The sequence below is a fragment of the Micromonospora sp. WMMC415 genome, assembly GCF_009707425.1.
Classification (GTDB): Bacteria; Actinomycetota; Actinomycetes; order Mycobacteriales; family Micromonosporaceae; genus Micromonospora.
In genome coordinates, this window is record NZ_CP046104.1 from 4,305,884 (window position 1) to 4,324,915 (window position 19,032).

At 75.5% G+C, this 19,032-nt stretch carries 21 protein-coding genes; 10 read left to right on the forward strand and 11 right to left on the reverse strand.

Annotated features, from left to right (window positions below):
* Positions 1-57 precede the first annotated feature (57 nt).
* From GKC29_RS20250 to GKC29_RS20260, 3 genes are all read left to right on the forward strand, one after another.
* A complete protein-coding gene (locus tag GKC29_RS20250; RefSeq protein WP_155332315.1) occupies positions 58-666 on the forward strand; it encodes a hemerythrin domain-containing protein in 609 nt (202 codons plus the stop codon).
* A gap of 77 nt (positions 667-743) precedes the next feature.
* Entirely contained in the window at positions 744-1,742 is a 999-nt protein-coding gene (locus GKC29_RS20255; protein WP_155332316.1) for a LysR family transcriptional regulator, read from the forward strand.
* Between the two features lie 19 nt (positions 1,743-1,761).
* Complete coding sequence (locus GKC29_RS20260) at positions 1,762-2,007, forward strand: hypothetical protein (protein WP_155332317.1); 246 nt, start codon at positions 1,762-1,764, stop codon at positions 2,005-2,007.
* Between the two features lie 76 nt (positions 2,008-2,083).
* On the opposite strand, the gene GKC29_RS20265 is transcribed toward GKC29_RS20260, so the two are convergent.
* From GKC29_RS20265 to GKC29_RS20275, 3 genes are read right to left on the reverse strand one after another with little or no spacing between them, the layout of a single operon-like run.
* A complete protein-coding gene (locus GKC29_RS20265; RefSeq protein WP_155332318.1) occupies positions 2,084-2,434 on the reverse strand; it encodes a DUF3140 domain-containing protein in 351 nt (116 codons plus the stop codon).
* Positions 2,434-2,601, reverse strand: a complete 168-nt coding sequence (locus tag GKC29_RS20270) for a hypothetical protein (protein WP_196255671.1) — start codon at positions 2,599-2,601, stop codon at positions 2,434-2,436. The genes GKC29_RS20265 and GKC29_RS20270 overlap by 1 nt, the downstream gene beginning before the upstream one ends.
* A gap of 14 nt (positions 2,602-2,615) precedes the next feature.
* Positions 2,616-5,168 (reverse strand): ATP-dependent Clp protease ATP-binding subunit, encoded by a 2,553-nt coding sequence (locus tag GKC29_RS20275; RefSeq protein WP_155332320.1) that lies wholly within the window; start codon positions 5,166-5,168, stop codon positions 2,616-2,618.
* 128 nt (positions 5,169-5,296) lie between these two features.
* Between GKC29_RS20275 and GKC29_RS20280 the strand changes: the two genes are divergently transcribed.
* The 5 genes from GKC29_RS20280 (at position 5,297) to GKC29_RS20300 (ending at position 10,544) form a co-directional block, all read left to right on the forward strand.
* A complete protein-coding gene (locus GKC29_RS20280; RefSeq protein ID WP_155332321.1) occupies positions 5,297-5,701 on the forward strand; it encodes a hypothetical protein in 405 nt (134 codons plus the stop codon).
* A gap of 125 nt (positions 5,702-5,826) precedes the next feature.
* Positions 5,827-6,087 (forward strand): hypothetical protein, encoded by a 261-nt coding sequence (locus GKC29_RS20285; RefSeq protein ID WP_155332322.1) that lies wholly within the window; start codon positions 5,827-5,829, stop codon positions 6,085-6,087.
* 8 nt (positions 6,088-6,095) lie between these two features.
* Positions 6,096-7,220, forward strand: a complete 1,125-nt coding sequence (locus GKC29_RS20290) for a hypothetical protein (protein ID WP_155332323.1) — start codon at positions 6,096-6,098, stop codon at positions 7,218-7,220.
* Positions 7,213-9,888, forward strand: a complete 2,676-nt coding sequence (locus GKC29_RS20295) for an FtsK/SpoIIIE domain-containing protein (RefSeq protein ID WP_155332324.1) — start codon at positions 7,213-7,215, stop codon at positions 9,886-9,888. The genes GKC29_RS20290 and GKC29_RS20295 overlap by 8 nt, the downstream gene beginning before the upstream one ends.
* Complete coding sequence (locus tag GKC29_RS20300) at positions 9,885-10,544, forward strand: hypothetical protein (RefSeq protein ID WP_155332325.1); 660 nt, start codon at positions 9,885-9,887, stop codon at positions 10,542-10,544. Before GKC29_RS20295 ends, GKC29_RS20300 begins: the two co-directional genes overlap by 4 nt.
* Positions 10,545-10,559: 15 nt before the next feature.
* Here the strand turns inward: GKC29_RS20300 and GKC29_RS20305 are convergent, their stop codons facing one another.
* Both GKC29_RS20305 and GKC29_RS20310 read right to left on the reverse strand, forming a co-directional pair.
* A complete protein-coding gene (locus GKC29_RS20305; protein WP_155332326.1) occupies positions 10,560-11,843 on the reverse strand; it encodes a cupin domain-containing protein in 1,284 nt (427 codons plus the stop codon).
* Positions 11,844-11,853: 10 nt separating this feature from the next.
* Positions 11,854-12,144: a hypothetical protein gene (locus GKC29_RS20310; protein WP_155332327.1), complete on the reverse strand. Its 291-nt coding sequence runs from the start codon at positions 12,142-12,144 to the stop codon at positions 11,854-11,856.
* A 215-nt stretch (positions 12,145-12,359) separates the two neighbouring features.
* Here GKC29_RS20310 and GKC29_RS20315 point away from each other — a divergent pair, with 215 nt between their 5' ends.
* Positions 12,360-13,112, forward strand: coding sequence for a PIG-L deacetylase family protein (locus tag GKC29_RS20315; RefSeq protein WP_155332328.1), 753 nt, complete (start codon positions 12,360-12,362; stop codon positions 13,110-13,112).
* Positions 13,113-13,223: 111 nt separating this feature from the next.
* Here the strand turns inward: GKC29_RS20315 and GKC29_RS20320 are convergent, their stop codons facing one another.
* From GKC29_RS20320 to GKC29_RS20340, 5 genes are all read right to left on the reverse strand, one after another.
* The gene (locus GKC29_RS20320; protein WP_155332329.1) at positions 13,224-13,655 is read right to left on the reverse strand and encodes a DUF2267 domain-containing protein; all 432 of its coding nucleotides are present in this window, start codon (positions 13,653-13,655) and stop codon (positions 13,224-13,226) included.
* Between the two features lie 278 nt (positions 13,656-13,933).
* On the reverse strand, positions 13,934-14,812 hold the full coding sequence (locus tag GKC29_RS20325; RefSeq protein ID WP_155332330.1) for a DUF72 domain-containing protein: 879 nt from the start codon (positions 14,810-14,812) through the stop codon (positions 13,934-13,936).
* 45 nt (positions 14,813-14,857) lie between these two features.
* Complete coding sequence (locus GKC29_RS20330; protein WP_155332331.1) at positions 14,858-15,256, reverse strand: TraR/DksA C4-type zinc finger protein; 399 nt, start codon at positions 15,254-15,256, stop codon at positions 14,858-14,860.
* A 194-nt stretch (positions 15,257-15,450) separates the two neighbouring features.
* Positions 15,451-16,092, reverse strand: a complete 642-nt coding sequence (locus GKC29_RS20335; RefSeq protein ID WP_155332332.1) for a uridine kinase — start codon at positions 16,090-16,092, stop codon at positions 15,451-15,453.
* Positions 16,093-16,170: 78 nt separating this feature from the next.
* The gene (locus GKC29_RS20340; protein WP_155332333.1) at positions 16,171-16,782 is read right to left on the reverse strand and encodes a winged helix-turn-helix domain-containing protein; all 612 of its coding nucleotides are present in this window, start codon (positions 16,780-16,782) and stop codon (positions 16,171-16,173) included.
* Between the two features lie 508 nt (positions 16,783-17,290).
* Between GKC29_RS20340 and GKC29_RS20345 the strand changes: the two genes are divergently transcribed.
* The gene (locus tag GKC29_RS20345) at positions 17,291-18,238 is read left to right on the forward strand and encodes a DUF3500 domain-containing protein (RefSeq protein WP_155332334.1); all 948 of its coding nucleotides are present in this window, start codon (positions 17,291-17,293) and stop codon (positions 18,236-18,238) included.
* 6 nt (positions 18,239-18,244) lie between these two features.
* Here the strand turns inward: GKC29_RS20345 and GKC29_RS20350 are convergent, their stop codons facing one another.
* Complete coding sequence (locus GKC29_RS20350) at positions 18,245-19,006, reverse strand: class I SAM-dependent methyltransferase (RefSeq protein WP_155332335.1); 762 nt, start codon at positions 19,004-19,006, stop codon at positions 18,245-18,247.
* Between the last annotated feature and the right edge of the window lie 26 nt (positions 19,007-19,032).

A 19,032-nucleotide genomic window follows, 5' to 3' on the forward strand; every position in this document is an offset into this window, starting at 1 on the left:
GTGGGGTACCGGCCGTCGGCGACCGCACCCGCGCTCCGCCGCCCGAGGGAGGGCATTATGACCGTTCCCCTGCCCCCGCTGCCGCCCACCGGCGAGGACGAGCACTACCGGCCGGGCGGGCGCAGCGTCGCCGACATCGTCGACGGGGAGCACCGGCAGCTGTGCGAGCTGGTGCGGCGGCTGACCGACCCCGACCCGGGTTCGGCCCCCGAGGGGGGTCTGGACGTGCTCACCGCGGCGCTGTCCCGGCACCTGTCCGCCGAGGAGCAGTACCTGCTGCCGGCCGTCCGGGCGGCCCGCCCCGCGGACACCGAGCGGGTCGACCGGGTGATCGAGGCGGACGGGGTGCTGCTCGCGGCGCTCAAGGGGCTGACGGCGGACGGGCTCGCCGACGTCGCCGAGCGGGTGCGCCGGCACGTCGAGGAGGTGGGCGCGCTGGTGCGGGGCCTGCGGGAGGTGGCCACCACCGAGGAGCTGATCCGGCTGGGCAACCGCCTGGAGATCGCCGAGGAGGCGGCGCCGACCCGGCCCCATCCGGGTACCCCGGCCACCCCGCCGTGGAACCGGATCGTCGAGCCGGCCGTCGGCGTCGTGGACAAGCTGCGCGACGCGGTGACCGGGCGGCCCACGTACCTGGGCGATCTGTCGGGGCGGACACCCGAGTGAGTGGTCCTGCACACATCGCAAATCGTTGATCGGTCCGAACCCTTCCCCCGGCCGCCACGCCGCCCTACCGTCGGTCTATGAACCTGGAGCTCCGCCACCTCCGGGTGGTCTGCGCGATCGCCGAGACGGGCAGCGTGACCAAGGCGGCCTCGGCGCTCGGCCTGGCACAGCCGGCGCTCACCGCCCAGCTCCAGCGCATCGAGCGCACCCTGGGTGGGCCGCTGTTCGAGCGCGACCGGCGCGGCGCCCGCCCCACCGCCCTGGGCGAGCTGGTGCTCGCCCGGGCGCGGGTGCTGCTGCCGGCGATGAAGGGCCTGCAGGACGAGGCGGCCCGGCTGGCCGGCGCCGGGGACGCGCCGCGCCGGTACCGGTTCGGCGGGGTCAACAGCCCCATCCTCGGGCGGCTGGTGCACCGGCTCGCCGCCGAGCAACCGCACGCGCAGATCACCACGTACGCCTCGTGGTCGGTGGACGAGCTGGCCCAGCTCGTCGCCGGCGGCCGGCTGGACTTCGCGCTCACCGGTGTGTGCGGCGACTCGTCCCCGTCGGGCGAGTTCGGGCTGTGCTGGCGGGAGGTGTCGATCGATCCGGTGCACGTGCTGCTGCCGGAGCCGCATCCGCTGGCCGACCGGGACGAGATCCGGCTGGAGGATCTGCGCCACGAGCAGTGGGTGGCCGCGCCGGGCGACGGCTGCTTCGGCGACTGCTTCGCCGCCGCCTGCGCCCGCGCCGGGTTCACCCCCCGCAAGGTGTACGAGGCGGACGTGCGCGGCTGTCTGGACCTGGTGGACGCCGGCGAGGCGATCGCCCTGTGCCAGGCCACCTTCCGCCCGGTCGCCGGCCTGGTGACCCGGCGGCTGGCGGGGATCCCGCTGCGGTGGCGGCTGATGCTCGGCTGGCACCCGGACGCCCCGGCCGCCCGGGTGGCCGATCTGGTGCTGGAGACGGCGCTGGCCGCGTACACCGACTCGCTGGCGGCGCATCCGGCCTATCTGGCGTGGCTGCTGCGCAATCCCGGCTTCGGGGCCCGGGGTCCGGCGGCCGCCGGACCGGTCGCCGGGGTGCGAACGGCGTGACGCCGGGTATCAGGCGGGCATGACCGATCTGTACCCCGCCGCCGACGACCGCGAGATCCTGCGTCGGGCGGCCGCCGCGCACACCGCCGCCGCGCAGGACGTGGAGGCGTTCCTGCGACGCCTGCCCGAGGTGCCCGACCCGGCCGACGTCACCGAGTACGCCAACCTGCTCACCCGGGAGGAACGCACCCGGGCCGACCGGGAGGCCGCCGCCGACGCGGCGGGCCTGACGATCGCCAGCCTGGAGTCCGACCAGGGCCGCTGACCGACCCGGTGATCATGACGTTGTCGTCACGACACGCGTGACGACAACGTCATGACGGGTTGCGCCGACGGCCCGCTCAGCGTTCCACGAGCACGTCGTGGCCCAGGTCCAGGAGGGAGTGCCGCCACTCGTCGTCGGCGTTGCCCCGGGCTGGTTTCGCGTCCATCAGGTCCTGGATCAGGTCGAGCGTGTCGCGCATGGTCTGGATGTCGTCCGGGGTGAGGTCCACCTTGCGCTTGGTCAGCACGCGCAGGATGTGCCGGCCGGGCTCCGGCAGGTCGAGGTCGGGGTCCGGACCGAACGCCTCCTCGCCGGAGCCCCGGGTGAGCAGCCACTGCCGCAGCTGCTCGGACGGCACGTTCACCTGCTCGTGGAACGCCTCCCAGAGCTCCTCCACCTCGGGTTCGACCCGCTGCTGCCGTACCATCAGCCCTCCTCTCGCCGGCGGCGGTCGGACGCCGCCGGGTCCGGCTCGTCAGCCTGCTGGCCCAGGCCCTCCGGCGGCACCTGCACCCGCGCGGGGTTCGCCGTGGGTGGCGCCACGATCGGTTCCGCCGGTTCGGTGTCTTCCCGGCTCTCCTCCGGTTCGGTCATCCCCCGCCTCCGGCTCATCGGGGATGCGTGGTCGTGGCGGCGGTGTAGCCGCGCTCGCCCTCGCGGACGTCGATGGTGAGTTGCCCGTCCCGGGCGTCCACGATGACCTTCTGGCCGGGCGACACCGACGACTCCAGCAGCATCCGGGAGAGCTGGTTGTCCACCTCCCGCTGGATGACCCGGCGCAGCGGCCGGGCGCCGAACTCCGGCTGGTAGCCGTGCTCGGCCAGCCAGTCGATGCCGGCGGTGGTGAACTCCACCTGGACGTCCTGCGCGTGCAGCCGACGGCGGGTCTCCTCCAGCAGCAGCCCGGTGATCTGGCGCAGCTGCTCGGCCTCGAGGCGGCGGAAGATGATGACCTCGTCGATGCGGTTGAGGAACTCCGGCCGGAAGTTCTCCTGGAGCCGGCGCATGAGCCGCTCCCGTAGCTCGTCGCTCTCCCCGCCGCCCTCCGCACCGGCGCCGAAGCCGACCGCCCGCTGGGTGCCGGTGATCAGCTCGGAACCGAGGTTGCTCGTCATGATGAGCACGGTGTTCTTGAAGTTCACCGTACGGCCCTGGCTGTCGGTGAGCCGCCCGTCGTCGAGCACCTGGAGCAGGATGTTGAACACGTCCTGGTGCGCCTTCTCGATCTCGTCGAGCAGCACCACCGCGTACGGGCGGCGGCGCACCGCCTCGGTGAGCTGGCCGGCCTCCTCGTACCCGACGTAGCCGGGCGGGGCGCCGACGAGCCGGCTGACGGTGTGCCGCTCCTGGAACTCGCTCATGTCGACCCGGACCATCCGGTCGGCCTCGCCGAACAGCGCCTCGGCGAGCGCCCGCGCCAGTTCCGTCTTGCCGACGCCGGTCGGGCCGAGGAACAGGAAGCTGCCCATCGGCCGGTTCGGGTCGGCCAGGCCGGTACGCGAGCGGCGCACCGCCTCGGCGACGGCGGTGACCGCGTCGTCCTGGCCGACGACCTTCTCGTGCAGGTAGCCCTCCAGCCGCAGCAGCCGGTCCCGCTCCTCCTCGGTCAGCTGGCTGACCGGGATGCCGGTGGCGCGGGACACCACCTCGGCGATCTCCCGCGGCCCGACCTCCGGCACGTGGTTGGTGGTCCCCTCGTCGCCGCGGGCGCGGCGGATGTCCTGCTCCAGCTCGGCGATCCGGTCCCGCAGGGTGGACGCCTTCTCGTACTGCTCGTCGGCGACCGCCTGCTCCTTGTCCCGGCGTACCTCGTCGAGCTGCTGCTCCAGCTCACGGACGTCGGAGGCGGGGGTCCGGGTGCGCAGGCGCACCCGCGCGCCGGCCTGGTCGATGAGGTCGATCGCCTTGTCCGGCAGGAAGCGGTCGGTGATGTACCGGTCGGAGAGCTCGGCGGCGGCGACGATGGCCTCGTCGGTGAAGCGGACCTGGTGGTGCGCCTCGTAGCGGTCCCGCAGGCCGCGCAGGATGGCCACGGTGTCCTCGACGCTCGGCTCGGGCACGAAGACCGGCTGGAAGCGGCGGGCCAGCGCGGCGTCCTTCTCGATGCTGCGCCGGTACTCGTCCAGCGTGGTCGCGCCGATCACGCGCAGCTCGCCGCGGGCCAGCGCGGGCTTGAGCATGTTGGACGCGTCCATGCCGCCCTCGCTGCCGGCGCCGCCCGCGCCGACCAGGGTGTGGATCTCGTCGAGGAAGACGATGAGTTCCTCCTTGTGCGACCGGATCTCGTCGATGACCTTCTTCAGCCGCTCCTCGAAGTCGCCCCGGTAGCGGGTGCCGGCGACCAGGCCGGCGAGGTCGAGCTGGATCACCCGCTTGCCGAGCAGCGTCTGCGGCACGTCGCCGTCGCAGATCCGCTCGGCGAGGCCCTCGACGATCGCGGTCTTGCCGACGCCGGCCTCGCCGATGAGCACCGGGTTGTTCTTGGTCCGGCGGGAGAGGATCTCCACCGCCTGCTCGATCTCGTCGGCCCGCCCGATCACCGGGTCGATCTGGTCGTTGCGGGCGAGGTCGGTGAGGTCCTGGCCGTACTGGTCGAGGGTGGGGGTGCCGCGGTCGGGCTTCGGGCCGGCCATCGGCCCCCGCTCGGCGTTGGCGGCCTGGAGGGACTCGGGCTGGATGCGGCCGGCGGCGAGCATCCGCCCGGCCGGCGACTCCGGGTTCAGCGGCAACGCCATGAGGATGTGCTCGGGGCCGATGTAGTTGGCGCCCATGGCGCGGGAGAGCTGGTGGGCGTCGAGCAGCGCCCGCTTGGCGGCGGGGGTGAGCGAGAGGTTCGGCGGCACCTCGCCGCGGGGCGCGCCGTCGCCGCGCCCGCCGAGGGCGTTGAGCAGGGTGTCCGGGTCGGCGCCGGCCCGCCGGACCAGGTCGCGCAGCGGCTCGCGTTGCAGGGCCGCCCAGAGCAGGTGGTCGGTGTCCAGGTCGTTGCTGTGCTTCTGGGCCGCCCGCCGGGCCGCGTCGGCGAGCATCTCCCGGGCGTCGGCGGTCATCAGCCGGGTGATGTCGACCCGGTGCGCGGGTCGGCGCCCACCCTCGCCCCGGCCGAAGTACCGGGCCAGGAACTCGTCCCACGGGTCGGAGCCGAAGTCGCCGGGTCCCATCATCTCTGTCCTCCGCTGCTCGGGCGCGGCACGGTCGCCAGGGGCTACCCGGCGGTCGCCCGGACAAACGCCGCCGGGTGCCACGCCGGGGGTGCACGGGCCGCGCCCGCCGCGGGTGGCAGGCTGGCGGCATGGACGCGACACCGCTGCTGATCGTGGACGCCGCCAACGTGGTCGGGTCCCGACCGAACGGGTGGTGGCGGGACCGGGCCGGGGCGACCGCCCGGCTGCGCGACAGCCTCGTCCCGGTGGCCGCCTCCGGCGTCGTGCCGGAGCTTCCGCCGCCGGTGGAGGTGGTGCTGGTGGTGGAGGGGGCGGCCCGGAACGTGGCGCCGGTGCCGGGGGTGCGGGTGGTGGCCGCGGACCGCTCCGGCGACGATGCCGTGGTCGACCTGGTCGCGGCGGCTCCGCAGCGCCGCCGGGTGGTCGTCACGGCCGACCGTGAGCTGCGGGAACGCGTGCGGGAGCGGGGCGCCGAGGTGTACGGCCCGCGGTGGTTGACCGACCGCGACGCCCACCCCCGGGAGTCCCATTAATCGGACTCCCGGCGCGTCCGGGCGGCAACCGGTCAGTAGGGAAGGAACACTGACAGGGCGGATGTTCTCTCCCCGCGGCCGATAGGCTCTAATGGAGACCTCCCCCGCCCCCAGGAGGTTCCGACGTGGCGAGCGTCGCCGAGCTCAAGGCAGCCATCGATGTCGCGCTCCAACAGATCGGCGACGGCCAGAGCGCCGTACAGGCGGCCGGTGAGCGGCTGGCCGAGGCGCAGCAGACCCTGGCCGGCGCGCTGGAGGGCAGCGGTCACGAGACGGTCGAGGCGGCGCAGGCCTCGCTGACGCAGGCCGGCCAGGAGTTGGAGGAGTGCCTCGCCGCGACGCTCGTCGCGGTCGAGCAGGCGCAGCTGTACGTCGCGACCCTCTGAGCGCCGCCGTGTCCATCGTCGAGGATCTCGGCGCCCAGGTGCGCGCCGCCGTCGATGACCTGCCGCTGGGCCAACTCGCCCAGGCCCTCGAACGGTTCGGGCTGGCCGCCGAGCGGCTGCGCTGGGTCCGCCAGGAGTCGGCCGACCCGATGGGTGTGCCGGAGCTGTCCAGCGCGATCGAGCACGCCGAGACCGCCGGGTACGCGCTGCGCGTCGCCCAGGAACAGTTGACGGCGTACCTGGCGGCCATCGGGCTGGCCCCCGACGGCGCGCCCGCCCCACGGCCGGCGCCGGAGCAGCGGCGGCCGAGGCACGACGCGCCCGACGCGGCGCCGCCGGTGGCGCTCCCGCCCGAGCCGGCGGCCGACGCGCCCGCGCCCCGCTGGTGGGCGGCACGGGTGGCGGAGCTGACCGGCGGTGGCACGGCGTCGGCGGACCGTCCGGACGGGACCGTCGCCGACCCGGGTGAGCTGCTGCGCCGCGTCGTCGGCGCGGTGCGCTCGGGCGACCGGGACCGGCTGCGGGCCGAGCTGGGCCGCGCGCACGCCGACGTGGGCCTCGGCGTCGCGGCGGTCGCGCCGCCGCTGCTGCGGGAGCTGGCCGGCGAGCTGCTCGGGCACCCGCCACGCGCGGAGGACCTGCCCCGGCTGCGACGCGAGCTGGACGGGCGGGTGCGTGACCTGCTGCCGGGGCTGCCGGCGCCGGTGCTCGACACCCTGCTGACCCGGGTCTGCCGGATGCCCCCGCCGCGCCGCGGCGACGGCGAGCGGCCGCACGCGGCCGACCCGGCGGTCACCGCCGGGGTGCTCGCCGGCGTCCTGCTCGACCGACTGGGCCGCGAGCTGCCGCCCACCGACGAGCGGGAGCGCCGGGCCGAGGACGCGCGGGCGCGGGACGTGGCGGACGACGACCGGCGGCGGGCCGCGGCGGACCGCGCCCGGGCCGCCGACGCCGAGTGGGAGCGCCGCGCCGAGGCGGCCCGGGAGCAGGCGGCCGCCGCCCGGGCCCGGGTCGCCGCCGCGCAGCAGCGGGCGGCCGACGTACGGCGGACCGCGCCCCCGGCGGCCGGTCGTCCCGGCCCGGCGGGCACCCCCGCCTGGCGGACGCCGATCCGACGGGACGTCGATGGCTGACCGGCGGACGCAGCTCGCCGCCCGGGTCCGGCGCACGCTCGGCGAGGCACTCGGCGCCACCCGCACCCGGGTCGCCGCGGCGCAGACGGAACTCGCCGCCGAGCGGGACCGGCTGGCCCGGGTCCGGCGGGCCGCGGCGGCCGTGCCGGAGCGGGTCGGCGCGGAGCGGGACCGCCGCCTCGCCGAGATCGACGGCCGGCACGCCGCCCGGATCGCCGAGCTGACCCGCCGGGCGGCCGAGGCGGCGGGGCGGGAGTCGCCCGGGGCCGCGTCCGCCGAGTGGGCGCGGTGGCGGCCGACCCCCGCCGGCCGGGCGGAGCCGCCGGGCGCGCTGCGCGTGGGGACGCTCGCCGGGCCCGGCGCGGACCCGGTGCCCGCGCTGGTGCCGCTGCTGGACGCGGGTCACGTCGAGCTGACCGGGGACGACCGGGCGGCGAGCGAGGCCGTGGTGTCGGCGCTGCTGCTGCGCGCGGTCGGCCGCGCCGAGCCGGGCGCGGTCCGGCTGACCGCGTACGACCCGGAACACCTGGGCGGCGGCCTGGCCGGCTTCGCCCCGCTCGGCACGGCGGGTCTGCTGACCTCCGTCGGCCCGGGCGGGCTGGGCCGGCTGCTCGACGACCTGGTGGAGCACATCCGCCGGATCAACTCCACGGTGCTCGCCGGTGAGTACGCCTCGCTGCGCGAGCTGGCCACCACCACCGGACGCCGGCCGGAGCCGTGGCGGGTGGCGGTGCTGCTCGGCGGCGAGGAGCCGTCCCGGCACGAGCGCGGCCAGCTCGACCGGGTGGTCCGCACCGGCGCGGCGTGCGGCGTACACCTGGTGGTGCGTGGTCTGGCGCTGCCGCCGGACGGCACGGTGACCCGGATCCGCGTGGAGCCGGGCCGTGCCCACCTGGCGGGCGCCCCGCCGGTCGACCTCGACGCACCGCCCCCGGCGAGCCTGGTCACCGAGACCTGCCGCGAGGTGGCCGCCCGGGTCAACGCCGGTCCGGCGCCGACACCCTTCACCGATCTGCTCCCGCCGCCGGAGCGGATGTGGCGGGAGGACTCGGCGACCGGCCTGACCGCGCCGATCGGCGAGGGCCCGCACGGCCGGCCGGTGCTGCTGACCCTCGGCGACTACCCGCCGCACGCCCTGATCGGCGGCCCGTCCGGCACCGGCAAGACGAACCTGATCTTCGCCTGGATCGGCGCGCTCGCCGCCCGCTACTCCCCCGCCGAGCTGGAGTTCTATCTGCTGGACTTCAAGGAGGGGGTGTCCTTCGCCCGGTTCGCGCAGGGCCGGCGCGACCCGAGCTGGCTGCCGCACATGCGGCTGGTCGGCATCAACGTCAACACCGACCGGGAGTTCGGCCTCGCGTTGCTGCGCTTCCTCGCCGAGGAGCTGCGCCGCCGCGCCGACGCGGCGAAGAAGCACGAGGTCACCAAGCTGGCGGAGCTGCGCGCGGTCGACCCGACCGGGCACTGGCCGCGGATCGTCGCGGTGGTCGACGAGTTCCAGATGCTGCTGGCCGGCCGGGACGCGGTCGCCCGCGAGGCCGCCGACCTGCTGGAGGACCTGGCCCGGCGGGGCCGCTCCCAGGGCATCCACCTGGTGCTCGCCTCGCAGGACGTCCGTGGCATCGAGGCGCTGTGGGGGCGGCCCGCCCTGGTCGCCCAGTTCACCCTGCGCATCGCCCTGCCGAAGGCGCTGCGGATCCTCGCCGAACGCAACGACGCGGCGCAGTCGCTGCCCCGTCACCACGCCGTCGTCAACGCCGAGTCGGGCCTGGTCGAGGGGAACGAGGTCGCCCGCATCCCGTCGGCGAGCGACTGGGAGACCTGGAGCGAGCTGCAGCACCGGCTGTGGCGGATGCGCCCGCCGGACGCCGCGCCGGCGCGGCTGTTCGACGGCGACGCGATCCCCCGGCTGGCCGACGCACCGGACTTCCGGGCGCTGTCCGCCCCGGAGACGGGCACGCTGCGGGCGCCGGTGGCACTGCTCGGCGAGATCATCGACGTGCAGGCCCGTTCGGCGGCGCTGCGACTGCCCCGCGCGCCCGGCCGTAACCTGGCCGTGCTCGGCACCCGGGTCGACGAGGCGTGCGCGGTGCTGGACGCCGCCGCGCGGTCCCTCGCCCGCCAGCACCGCCCCGGGTCCGCGCGGTTCTCCATCGCCTGCCTGGACCCGGACGCCGACCCCGCCGCCCGGGCCCTCTACGAGGACCTGGCCGACGACGCCGCCTGGTACGACGAGGAGAGCGTGACCGAGCTGATGGCCGAGACCGCCGCCGGGCTGGGCCCCGCGGGGGCCGCCGGGACCCCGCACTACCTGCTGCTGTACGCGGTGGACGCCGCGGCCGGCGCGCTCGCCACCCGGGTCGGCGGGCGGACGGGGTTGGAGCAGCTGCGCCGGATCCTGCACGACGGGCCGGAGCGGCGTACCCACGTGCTGGCCTGGTGGCGGGGCGTGGCGCGGATGCGCGCCGACCTCGGCGGGCCGGCCGCGCGCACCGACCAGATCGGGGCGTGGGTGGCGCTGGACGCGCACGGCGGGGAGCTGGGCTCGTCGTTGTACCCGGGCACCGGCGGGCCGGACTGGTATCCCCGCCCGTGGCGGGGCCTCTTCTTCGACCGGGCGGTGCACCGCACCGGTCAGACCATCATCCCGTACGGGCCGGAGCGGTGAACGAACCGGTGACGAGCGAGTCGTACGCGGCGCAGGTCCGCCGGCTCGCCGAGCTGACCGAGCGCGTGTCGGCGCAGCGCGCGGAGGCGCACACCTGGTACGACCAGCAGTGCGCCGCCGCGCGACGGGCGGTGGCCGACGCCGGGGACCAGGTGCACCGCGCCGAACGGCAGCTCGCGGCGGCCCGCGAGCTGCAGGAGCGGGTCGACGCCGAGGCCACGGTGCTGTGGCAGGAGCTGCGCGGCCGGATCGGGGCGCGCCGGGTGGGCGGGCCGCCGGGCCCGGTGGCGGGTGCCACCGGGGACCCGGCGCCGATGCTGGCCGCGGTGCGGGACCTGCTGGCCCGTACCGGGCAACCCGGCGAGCTGCCGGGCTCGGTGAACCCGCTGCTGGCGCTCTGCGGGGTGGTCGGCGCGCTGGTCGCGTACGCCCTGGGTACCGCGGCGCGGGCGGCGGGCGACCGGTACGGCGGTGACCTCGCGGTCGGGCTGCCGGTGCTGGCGCTGGTGGTGACGCTGCTCGGGCCGCTGGCCGGCCTGGTGCCGGCGAAGGTGCTCGCCGACCGCCGCCACGCGGTCCTCGGCCCCCGACCGGCGGCGGTGGTCGTCGTCGCCGGCCTGGTGACGACGGTCCTGCTGCTGGCCCTGGCCCCGTGACGCGGGTCCCGGCGTCTAGGCCGGAACGGCGACCGCCTCGCGGAGGAGCCGGCGGACGAGGGTGACCCGGTCGGCGTCGTCGTCCAGCCCGGGCAGGTCACCGACGCGGGTGACCTCGCCGGCGAGCAGCGCCCGAAGGGCCGGTTCGCAGGTGCCGGGGAGGGTGATCGTGCGGTCGAACACCCGCAGCGCCACCTTCTCCCCCACCGGGGTGAGCTGCCAGCGCAGGCCGGGACGCGGGGTGACGCGGCTGTGCGGGCCCAGCGCGTCGAGCGCGGCGGCCTGGGCGAGGGGCCGGATCGGGGCCGGTCGGGCGGCCGGCCAGGCCCGCTGCCGCAGCCGGCCGGCCACCGCCGCCGGGTCGGCCCGCAGCAGCCAGTCCCGCAGCGCCTCCACGGTCTCGGTCAGCTCCGGTTCGATCGCGTCCGGATCGGACACGTCGACACCGAACGGGAGGGTGGCCCGCAGCCGCTGGTCCTCGGCGGCGAGGGCGAGCACTTCCTCGACGAGGGCGTACCGGGTCAGCGCCCGGACGCCGACGGTCAGGTGCAGCGAGCTGGAGTCCTGCGCCTGCGCGCTGTGCAGCCAGCCGCGCGGCAGGTAGAGGGCGTCGCCGGGGGCGAGCACCACGTCGAGCGCGGGTGGACCGTCCGCGGTGGCGGACACCTCGTCGGCGCGGCCGCCCCACGGCTGCTTCTCCAGCGGGTCGGGCAGCACCGGCGGGTGGATCCGCCAGTGCTTGCGGCCGTCGACCTGGAGCACGAAGACGTCGTGGGTGTCGTAGTGGGTGGCGAAGCCCTGGCTGCCGGGTGGGGTCAGGTAGGCGTTGACCTGCAACGGCTGTCCAACGGCGAGGCCGAGGTCGCGGGCGAAGTCGATCACGGCGGGCCAGGTGCGGTGCAGGCCCTGGAGCACCAGGGTGGCACCGCCGGCGTACAGGTCGAGGATCTTCTCGTCGAGGACCTGGTCGCCGATCTCGGCGCCGGCGCCACCGCCGCCGGTGTAGCGCGCCGCCGCCACGAGCGCGCCGTCCTTGGCGACCCGCAGGAACGGGGTACGCAGACCGCGTCGGCTGAGCAGTTCGTCGGCGTCGGCGGGGCTGAGCAGGTCGGTGAAGCCGTGCGGATTGGGCAGTTCGTCGGCGCGGGACAGCAGCGGGGTGCGTCCCCAGTGGGCGGCGGCGAACTTCGCCGGCTCGACCGAGACGCAGCGGGCCAGGGCCTGGGTCGACCCAGGCCCTGCGGCGGTGGACGGAACCGCCGGGCGGCCCAGGCCGCCCGGCGGGTCGAGGTGCGTCATGACGTGCCGCTCAGGAGGCGCTGCCGTCGGCGCCGCCGTCCTGGTGGCCCGGGGTCGCGCCACCGTCGGCCGGCCCCTCGGCGCCGCCGTCGGCGCCACCGTCCTGCTGGCCCGGGGTCGCGCCACCGTCGGCCGGCCCCTCGGCGCCCTGGTCCGCGCCCTGGTCGGCGCCCCGCTCGACACCCCGGTCGGCGGCCCCGTCGGCGCCACCGTCCTGGTGGCCCGGGGTGGCGCCGCCGTCGGCGGGACCCTCGAGGCCGCCACCGCCGGTGGTCGTCATGTCGTCGTCGTTGAGTGCCATGGGTGCTCCCTCGGATGTGCCGCCCCGCCGTGCGCCGGGGTCCGTCGTGCAGCGGGTGGTACCCCACGCCCGATCTTCTCTAACCACACGGTAGACGTCCGGAGTGTCCGGCACGCGCGGTTCGCACCCCGGACCGGTATCCGGTCGGCCCCGCCCGTCGTGGGCAGTGGGCGGGCGGCGACGGTGACAGGATGGTGCGGACCGAGGAGGTGCCGATGACCGACCTGACCGACGTCCCGGCGCTGGAGCCGCTCGACGAGCAGTGGCAGCGGGCGCTGGCGATCGTCGCCCACCCCGACGACCTGGAGTTCGGCGCCGCGTCCGCCGTCGCCCGCTGGACCGGTCAGGGCAAGCAGATCGCGTACTGCCTGGTGACCAGTGGCGAGGCCGGCATCGACGGGATGCCGCCGGAGCGCGCCCGGGCGGTCCGGGAGGCCGAGCAGCGGGAGTCCGCCGCCCTGGTCGGGGTCGACACGGTCGAGTTCCTCGGCCTGCCCGACGGCATCCTGGAGTACGGAGTGCCGCTGCGCCGGGAACTGGCCGGTGTGATCCGGCGGCACCGCCCGGAGATCGTGCTCACCACGAACTTCCGGGACACCTGGGACGGCGGGTACGCGCTGAACCAGGCCGACCACATCGCGACCGGCCGCGCGGTGCTCGACGCCGTGCGGGACGCCGGCAACCGGTGGGTCTTCCCGGAGCAACTGGTCGACGGGGTGCAGCCGTGGAACGGCGTGCGGCAGGTGTGGGCGGCGGCGTCGCCCCTCGCCGCACACGGGGTGGACGTCACCGACACCTTCGACAAGGGTGTCGCGTCGCTGCGCGCGCACCACGTGTACCTGACCGGGCTGGGCGACGGCAGCTTCGACGCCGAGGAGTTCCTGGAGGGCCTGAACCGCCCGGTGGGCACCCGCCTCGGCGTCCGCTACGGCGCCGCCTTCGAGGTGTTCCGCTTCGACCTCTGGTAGGGGCTGGCATGATGCTGGTCGGCACCTCCGGCCGGCGGTACCGCGACTGGTGGCGCCGGACGCGAACGGCCCGCCCCACGCGGTGCGGGGCGAGCCGTCGGGGTGCGACGGTCAGGGCATCATCCGGGCCAGGTCCTTCGGCATGTTGTCCTTCACGTCGTCCCACTGCCCCGGGCTCGTCACGTGCTGGCGCAGGGAGTTCAGCACCACCTGGACGAGGTGCTCCGCGCTGCCCTCCATGTCGTACGTGAACTGTTTCCGAAACTCGAGGAGGAAGTCGTCGCGGTTCAGCTTGACCGGCACGTCCATCGGCTTCCAGCCGTCGAAGTAGATCCCGCGGAGCACCAACGGCAACTGCGCCGCGAACTCCACACTCTCCTGCACCGGCAGCCGGTCGCGCAGCAGGTGCAGCGTTGTGCGCAGTGCGCAGTAGGACTGGTTGCGTTGCTCCTTCGGCCAGCCGTACTCCTTCTCGATGCCCTTGAGGATCAGGTTCGTCTTCTCCGTCGAAGCGTCGATCGCGGACTGCAACTGCTCAGCCATCTCTCCACCCCCGTACGTCGGTCTCCCACCGTCCGTCATCGTCCCGCCGCGGCGGCCCCGCCGGACCGCGCCACTGCCGGACCGGGCTGGCCCGGCCGGCCCGCGGCCGCCGGCTGTCACCGGTCGCACCGACGACGTGCAGGACGGCCCCCCGTCGCCGGTCCGCCACCACCCGAGTGGTCATGACGCCACCTCCGTGTCGGATCCGCGGTCGCCGGACCGACGACCACGAGGCACCCCCATGCTTCCGCCACGCGGGGTGAGGCCGGCTCACCCGGTCAGGATGATCCGGCGTCGAGCAGCCGGGCGAGGGTGGCGGCGTTGGTCTGCGCGTAGTCCCGGTAGCAGTTGTTCATGAGGACGTGCGTCCGTTCGGTCTCACCGGCCAGTTCACGCAGCTTCGGCGCCCAGTCGCGCAGCTCCCGGTCGGAGTAGCGGTAACCGAACTTCTCGTGGATGTCGGTGCTGGTCCACTTGTCGCTGTGCCCGTGGAAGCGCACCACCGCGAGGTCCGCGGTGGCGGCGAGCACCGGGGGCACCGACGAGCGGTGCCCCTGCGGCATGTCCACGCACACGAACGGCAGCCGGTGCCCGCGCAGGAAGGCGAGGGTCTCGTCGGCGTTGGCACCGTCGAACCAGGAGGCGTGCCGGAACTCGAAGACCGGGCGCAGGGGCGCGCAGCGCGCCGCCACCTCGCGCAGGTACTGCTTGTTGTCCCGCTTGATGGTGAACCAGGGCGGGAACTGGAACAGCAGCGCGCCGAGCTTGCCCGCCTCGACCAGCGGGTCCAGGGCGCTGAGGAAGCGCGTCCAGACCTCCTCGTACGCCTGCGGCGCGAGGTCGTCCGGGTAGACGTTCCGCTTCCCCGTCTCCGGCCGCAGGTCCTTGTAGAGCGAGCTGACCTTCGTCGGGTGGCCGGTGAGCAGGCTGAACGCCTTGACGTTGAAGGTGAAACCGGCCGGGGTGCGCTCGGCCCACAGCCGGGCGGTCCGCTCGGCCGGGGGCGAGTAGTAGGTGGCGTCCACCTCGACGAGCGGGAACTGCTTGGCGTAGTACGCCAGGCGCTTCTCCGGGGTGTCCGCGGTCTGCGGGTACCAGCCGGAGTCCAGCAGCGTACGGTCGGTCCAGGAGGCGGTGCCCACCTTGATGTCACCCATGGGTGCAGTCCACCGCGCCCGGGACCGACCGGCAACACCCGCAGGTCAGGCCGCCCGGCGCTCCCGGGTCTGCTTGCACGTCACGCAGGTCGTGGCCGACGGGAATATCTCCAGCCGCTCCACCGGGATCGGAGCCGAGCAGCCCTCGCAGAATCCGTAGGTGCCCTCGTCCAGCCGGGTGAGGGCGTGCTCGTACTGGGCCCGACGGTCCAGGATGGTCCGCAGCAGCGACTGCGCGGTGTCCCGCTCCGCGGTCTTGGTGCCGCTGTCGGCCTGGTCGTCGCCCGCGGTGTCGCCCACCTCGACCAGGCGCAGGACCTGGCTGTCCAGCACGGCCTGCTCGTACTCCGCCGTGAGCTCGTCGTAGCGGGCCCGGAGGGACTGCCGGATCTGGTCGACCTCCGCCTGGGATCGGCCCGTGCCGACCGTGTCGTGGACGAGCATCGCTGCCTGCCTTTCTCCGAAACTCACGGTCCACCGGGGCCACCGGCCCCGGCATGGTCGTCGCCCGCGCGGGCGGATCACCCGTGCTCTGTGAGCCGGGCGAATACCCCGGGGTCCGGTGGATCAAACCGGCGACTTCGCCGGATCTCCGGGCCGGTTCGTGACGTTCCGGGCCCGGCGTCCGCCGGCGCCGTTCAGTCCGGCCCCGCCGCCACGTCGACCAGCGCGGGGTGGCGGGGGTCGTCGACCCGGACGACCACGTCGGCGAACGTGGCCGGGGCCACCTCGTCGGCGTAGCGGGCGTACGCCGGCAGCGTCCACCGCTGCTCCGGGCCGGTGCGCCGGTCCAGGGCGGCCGGGGAGAGCGCCAGGTGCACGGTGACGTCGAAGGGCAGGCCACCGCCGAGCAGCAGCGACCCGCTGACCAGGACGACGCCGCGCTCGGGCAGTTCGACGTACTCGGCGCGGCTGGCGCGGTCGACGTCGGCGTCCCACAGCGAGGGCAGGACCCGCCCCGACCCGTCCGGGCCGGCCGGGTCGAGCACCTCCCGGCGCAGCCCGGCCTCGTCGACCCAGCCCTCGTAGTACGCGTCGGGGTTGGTGCGGCCCTGTTCGAGTCGCACCGAGGCCGGCCGCAGGAAGTCCGCCGCCCGCACGTGCAGCACCGGACGGCCCCGGGCGCGCAGCGGGTCGACCAGCGCACCGGCCAGGGCGTCGGGATCGGCCGCCGGCGGGCCGTCGACGGCCACCCGCAACCGGCCGGCGGCCGTGGTGCCGGCGAGCCGGTCGGCCAGCTCGGTGACGAGATGCTCGGGCGAGATCGGACGGACACGCACGCCGACCATCGTGCCCGGTCGGCCGCCCGCGGCGCCGGCCGGGCGGCGCGGGCCTGACGGCGCAGGCCGGACGGTCGCTCAGCCGCTGCGGTCGATGGTGACCCGGGCGTCGTCGGCGAGCCGGTAGCCGACGCCGTAGACGGTGGTGACCAGCGGGACGTCCACTCCGACCTTGCCGCGCAGCCGGCGGACGTGCACGTCCACCGTGCGTACGCCGGCGTGCTCGTAACCCCAGACGGCGTTGAGCAGCTGGAGCCGCGTGAAGACCCGGCGGGGGTGGGCGACCAGGTGCAGCAGCAGGTCGAACTCCAGGCGGGTCAGCGGCAGGGGCTCGCCGTCACGCAGCACCGACCGGGACGAGGCGAGGATGTGCAGGGTGGGGATGGTCGGGGCGAGCTGGCGGCCCGGGGACCGGCCGGCGGGGACCGGGTCGGGCCGGCGCTCGACGCCGTTGGAACCGGCGGCGGTGATGGTGCCCTCGCCCCGCTCCAGCAGCTCCCGTGCGGCCTCCAGCAGCCGGCGTGCCGGTGGTGTGAGCGCCTCCTCGTTGGCCAGCGGGATCGACAGGGTCACCGTGAGCACCGGCGCGGCTGTGTTCGCGGGACGGCGCTGGCCACCCGGGGGTCGACCGGGAACAGCCGGCTGGGACGTATGCCATCCGGCGCGCGACGAAGCAGGGCTGACCGACATGGTCCTCCTTGGCTGGTCCGGGTATATCCCCACGGCCCGGGACGCCGCTTCATCGATGCTTCCCGGCGCCCGTGCGGGGGTCAAGGGGCGGCTGCGTTGCATGAATGTGACAATTGACGAACACATCGGAGCCGAATGCTCGCTCTGCGTACGAGGCCTGATGATTACAGCAGAGTCGCCGAGATGACCCGATACGGGGGGTGCCCACCCGGTTCACATTCGCCGGAGGCGGTCACGGAGCGTGGTTGACGAACGTGATTCATGCCGAGGTCGGAGGCCTGGTTGCGCTCCCATTTGGACGCTCCGCGTACCGGCGGTGTGACAACCGCGACAGGCCGAGGCACGGCTCGGACCGGTTAGGTTTCCGAACGATTCAGTAGCTGTGAGCGACGAGGACGCGCGCCTCGTCGGGGAGGCGGCATCCCACCCTTCGCAGGGGCACATGCCGGGGCCGGACGGGTCGCCCGGTCGGCCGGCGGGCGCCCGCGCCGCCCGGTATACAGGGGCGGTGGAGGATCCGCTGCCCGAGCAGATGCGCGCCGCCGGCACGGCGCTGCTCGCCGCCCTGGACGGGCCCGCCCGGGCCGGCGCGGCGCACCGGTTCGACGACGTCGCCGCGCGGCGCTGGCTGGAGTACCGCCCGCGACCCCGGCCCGGCGTGTGCCTCGCCGACCTCGACCGCACCGCCCGCAAGGCCGCCCACCGGCTGCTGGCGACGGCGCTGAGCCCGCCGGCGTACGCGCAGGCGATGGCGATCATCGCGCTCGAGGAGGTGCTCGACCGGGCCGAGGGGTGGCGGCGCGGGCGGCACAGCGACGACTACTGGGTGGCCGTCTTCGGCGACCCGGCCCGCGACGACGCGTGGGCGTGGCGGGTCGAGGGGCACCACCTGTCGGTCAGCATGACCGTGGTGGACGACCAGGTCTCCCCCGCACCTGTCTTGTTCGGCGCGAACCCGGCCGCCGTCAGGTGGGCCGGCCACCCGGTGTCGCGTCCCCTCGGTCCGGAGGAGGATCTCGGCCGGGCCCTCCTGGACGCGATCGGCCCCGCCGGCCGGGCCGCGGCGATCGTCGCCGACGAGGCGCCCGCCGACATCGTCAGCGCCACCCGGCCCCGGGTCGACGCCCCGGTCGAGCCGCTCGGCGTGCCGGCCGACCGGCTCGGTCCCACCGGCCGGGCCCTGCTCGACCAGCTCGTCGCCCTCTACCTCGACCGGCTCCCGCCGGAGCTGGCGATCCGGGAGGCGCGCCGCCTCACCGGCTCACCGCTGCACTTCGCGTGGGCGGGGCCGACCCGTCCGGGGCAGCGCCACTACTACCGGGTGCAGGGCGACGACCTGCTGATCGAGTACGACAACACCACCGACGACGGCAACCACGCCCACACCGTGCTCCGCCGCCCGGCGAGCGACTTCGGCGAGGACGTCCTGGCCGCCCACCACGACGCGGCCCACTGACTCCCGTCAGGCCGGCCTGGTCGCCTCGATGAGGAAGCGGCGGGCGTGGGCCACGAACGGACCCTCGGCCTCGATCCGCCGGTGCAGCCGGGCCAGCGCGGGCCGGTGCCGTGCGACGTCGAACCCGGGCACGGTCCAGACCACCTTGCGCAGGAACCAGACCACCGCGGCGACGTCGTGGAACACCGTGCGCAGGGTGGCCTCCCGCAGGTCCACCACGGTCAGGCCGGCGGCCGTCGCGGCGGCCACCGTCTGCTTCGGGTGGCGGTCGGCCGGAGGGGGCAGCGGGCCGAGGATCGCCTCGCTCAGCTCGCGTACGGTGCCCGGGCCGATCTGCTGGGACAGGAACGTCCCACCCGGCCGCAGCACCCGGGCGGTCTCCCGCCAGTCGGTGCGGACCGGATGCCGGCTCACCACCAGGTCGAAGGACGCGTCCCCGAACGGCAGCGGCGCGTCCGGCGCCACCGCCACCACCGTGGCGCCGACCCGGCGCAGCGTCCGGGCCGCAACCGGCACGTTCGGCGGCCACCCCTCGGTGGCGACCAGCAGGCGGGGCGGTGACGGCACCTCCGCCAGCACCTCTCCGCCGCCGGTGTCCACGTCCAGCGCCGCGTCCGCGACCGCCATCCGGGCGGCGACCAGGCGCGCGTACCCCCAGGGCGGCCGTTCCTCGGTCGCCCGTCCGGCGAGCCAGTCGAACGCCCAGCCGCCCACCGGGGCCGTCGCCCCCTCCGCGACCAGGTCGTCGAAGCGTTCGTCCGTTGCCACCCGGGCAGCCTGCCCGGCCCGACCCC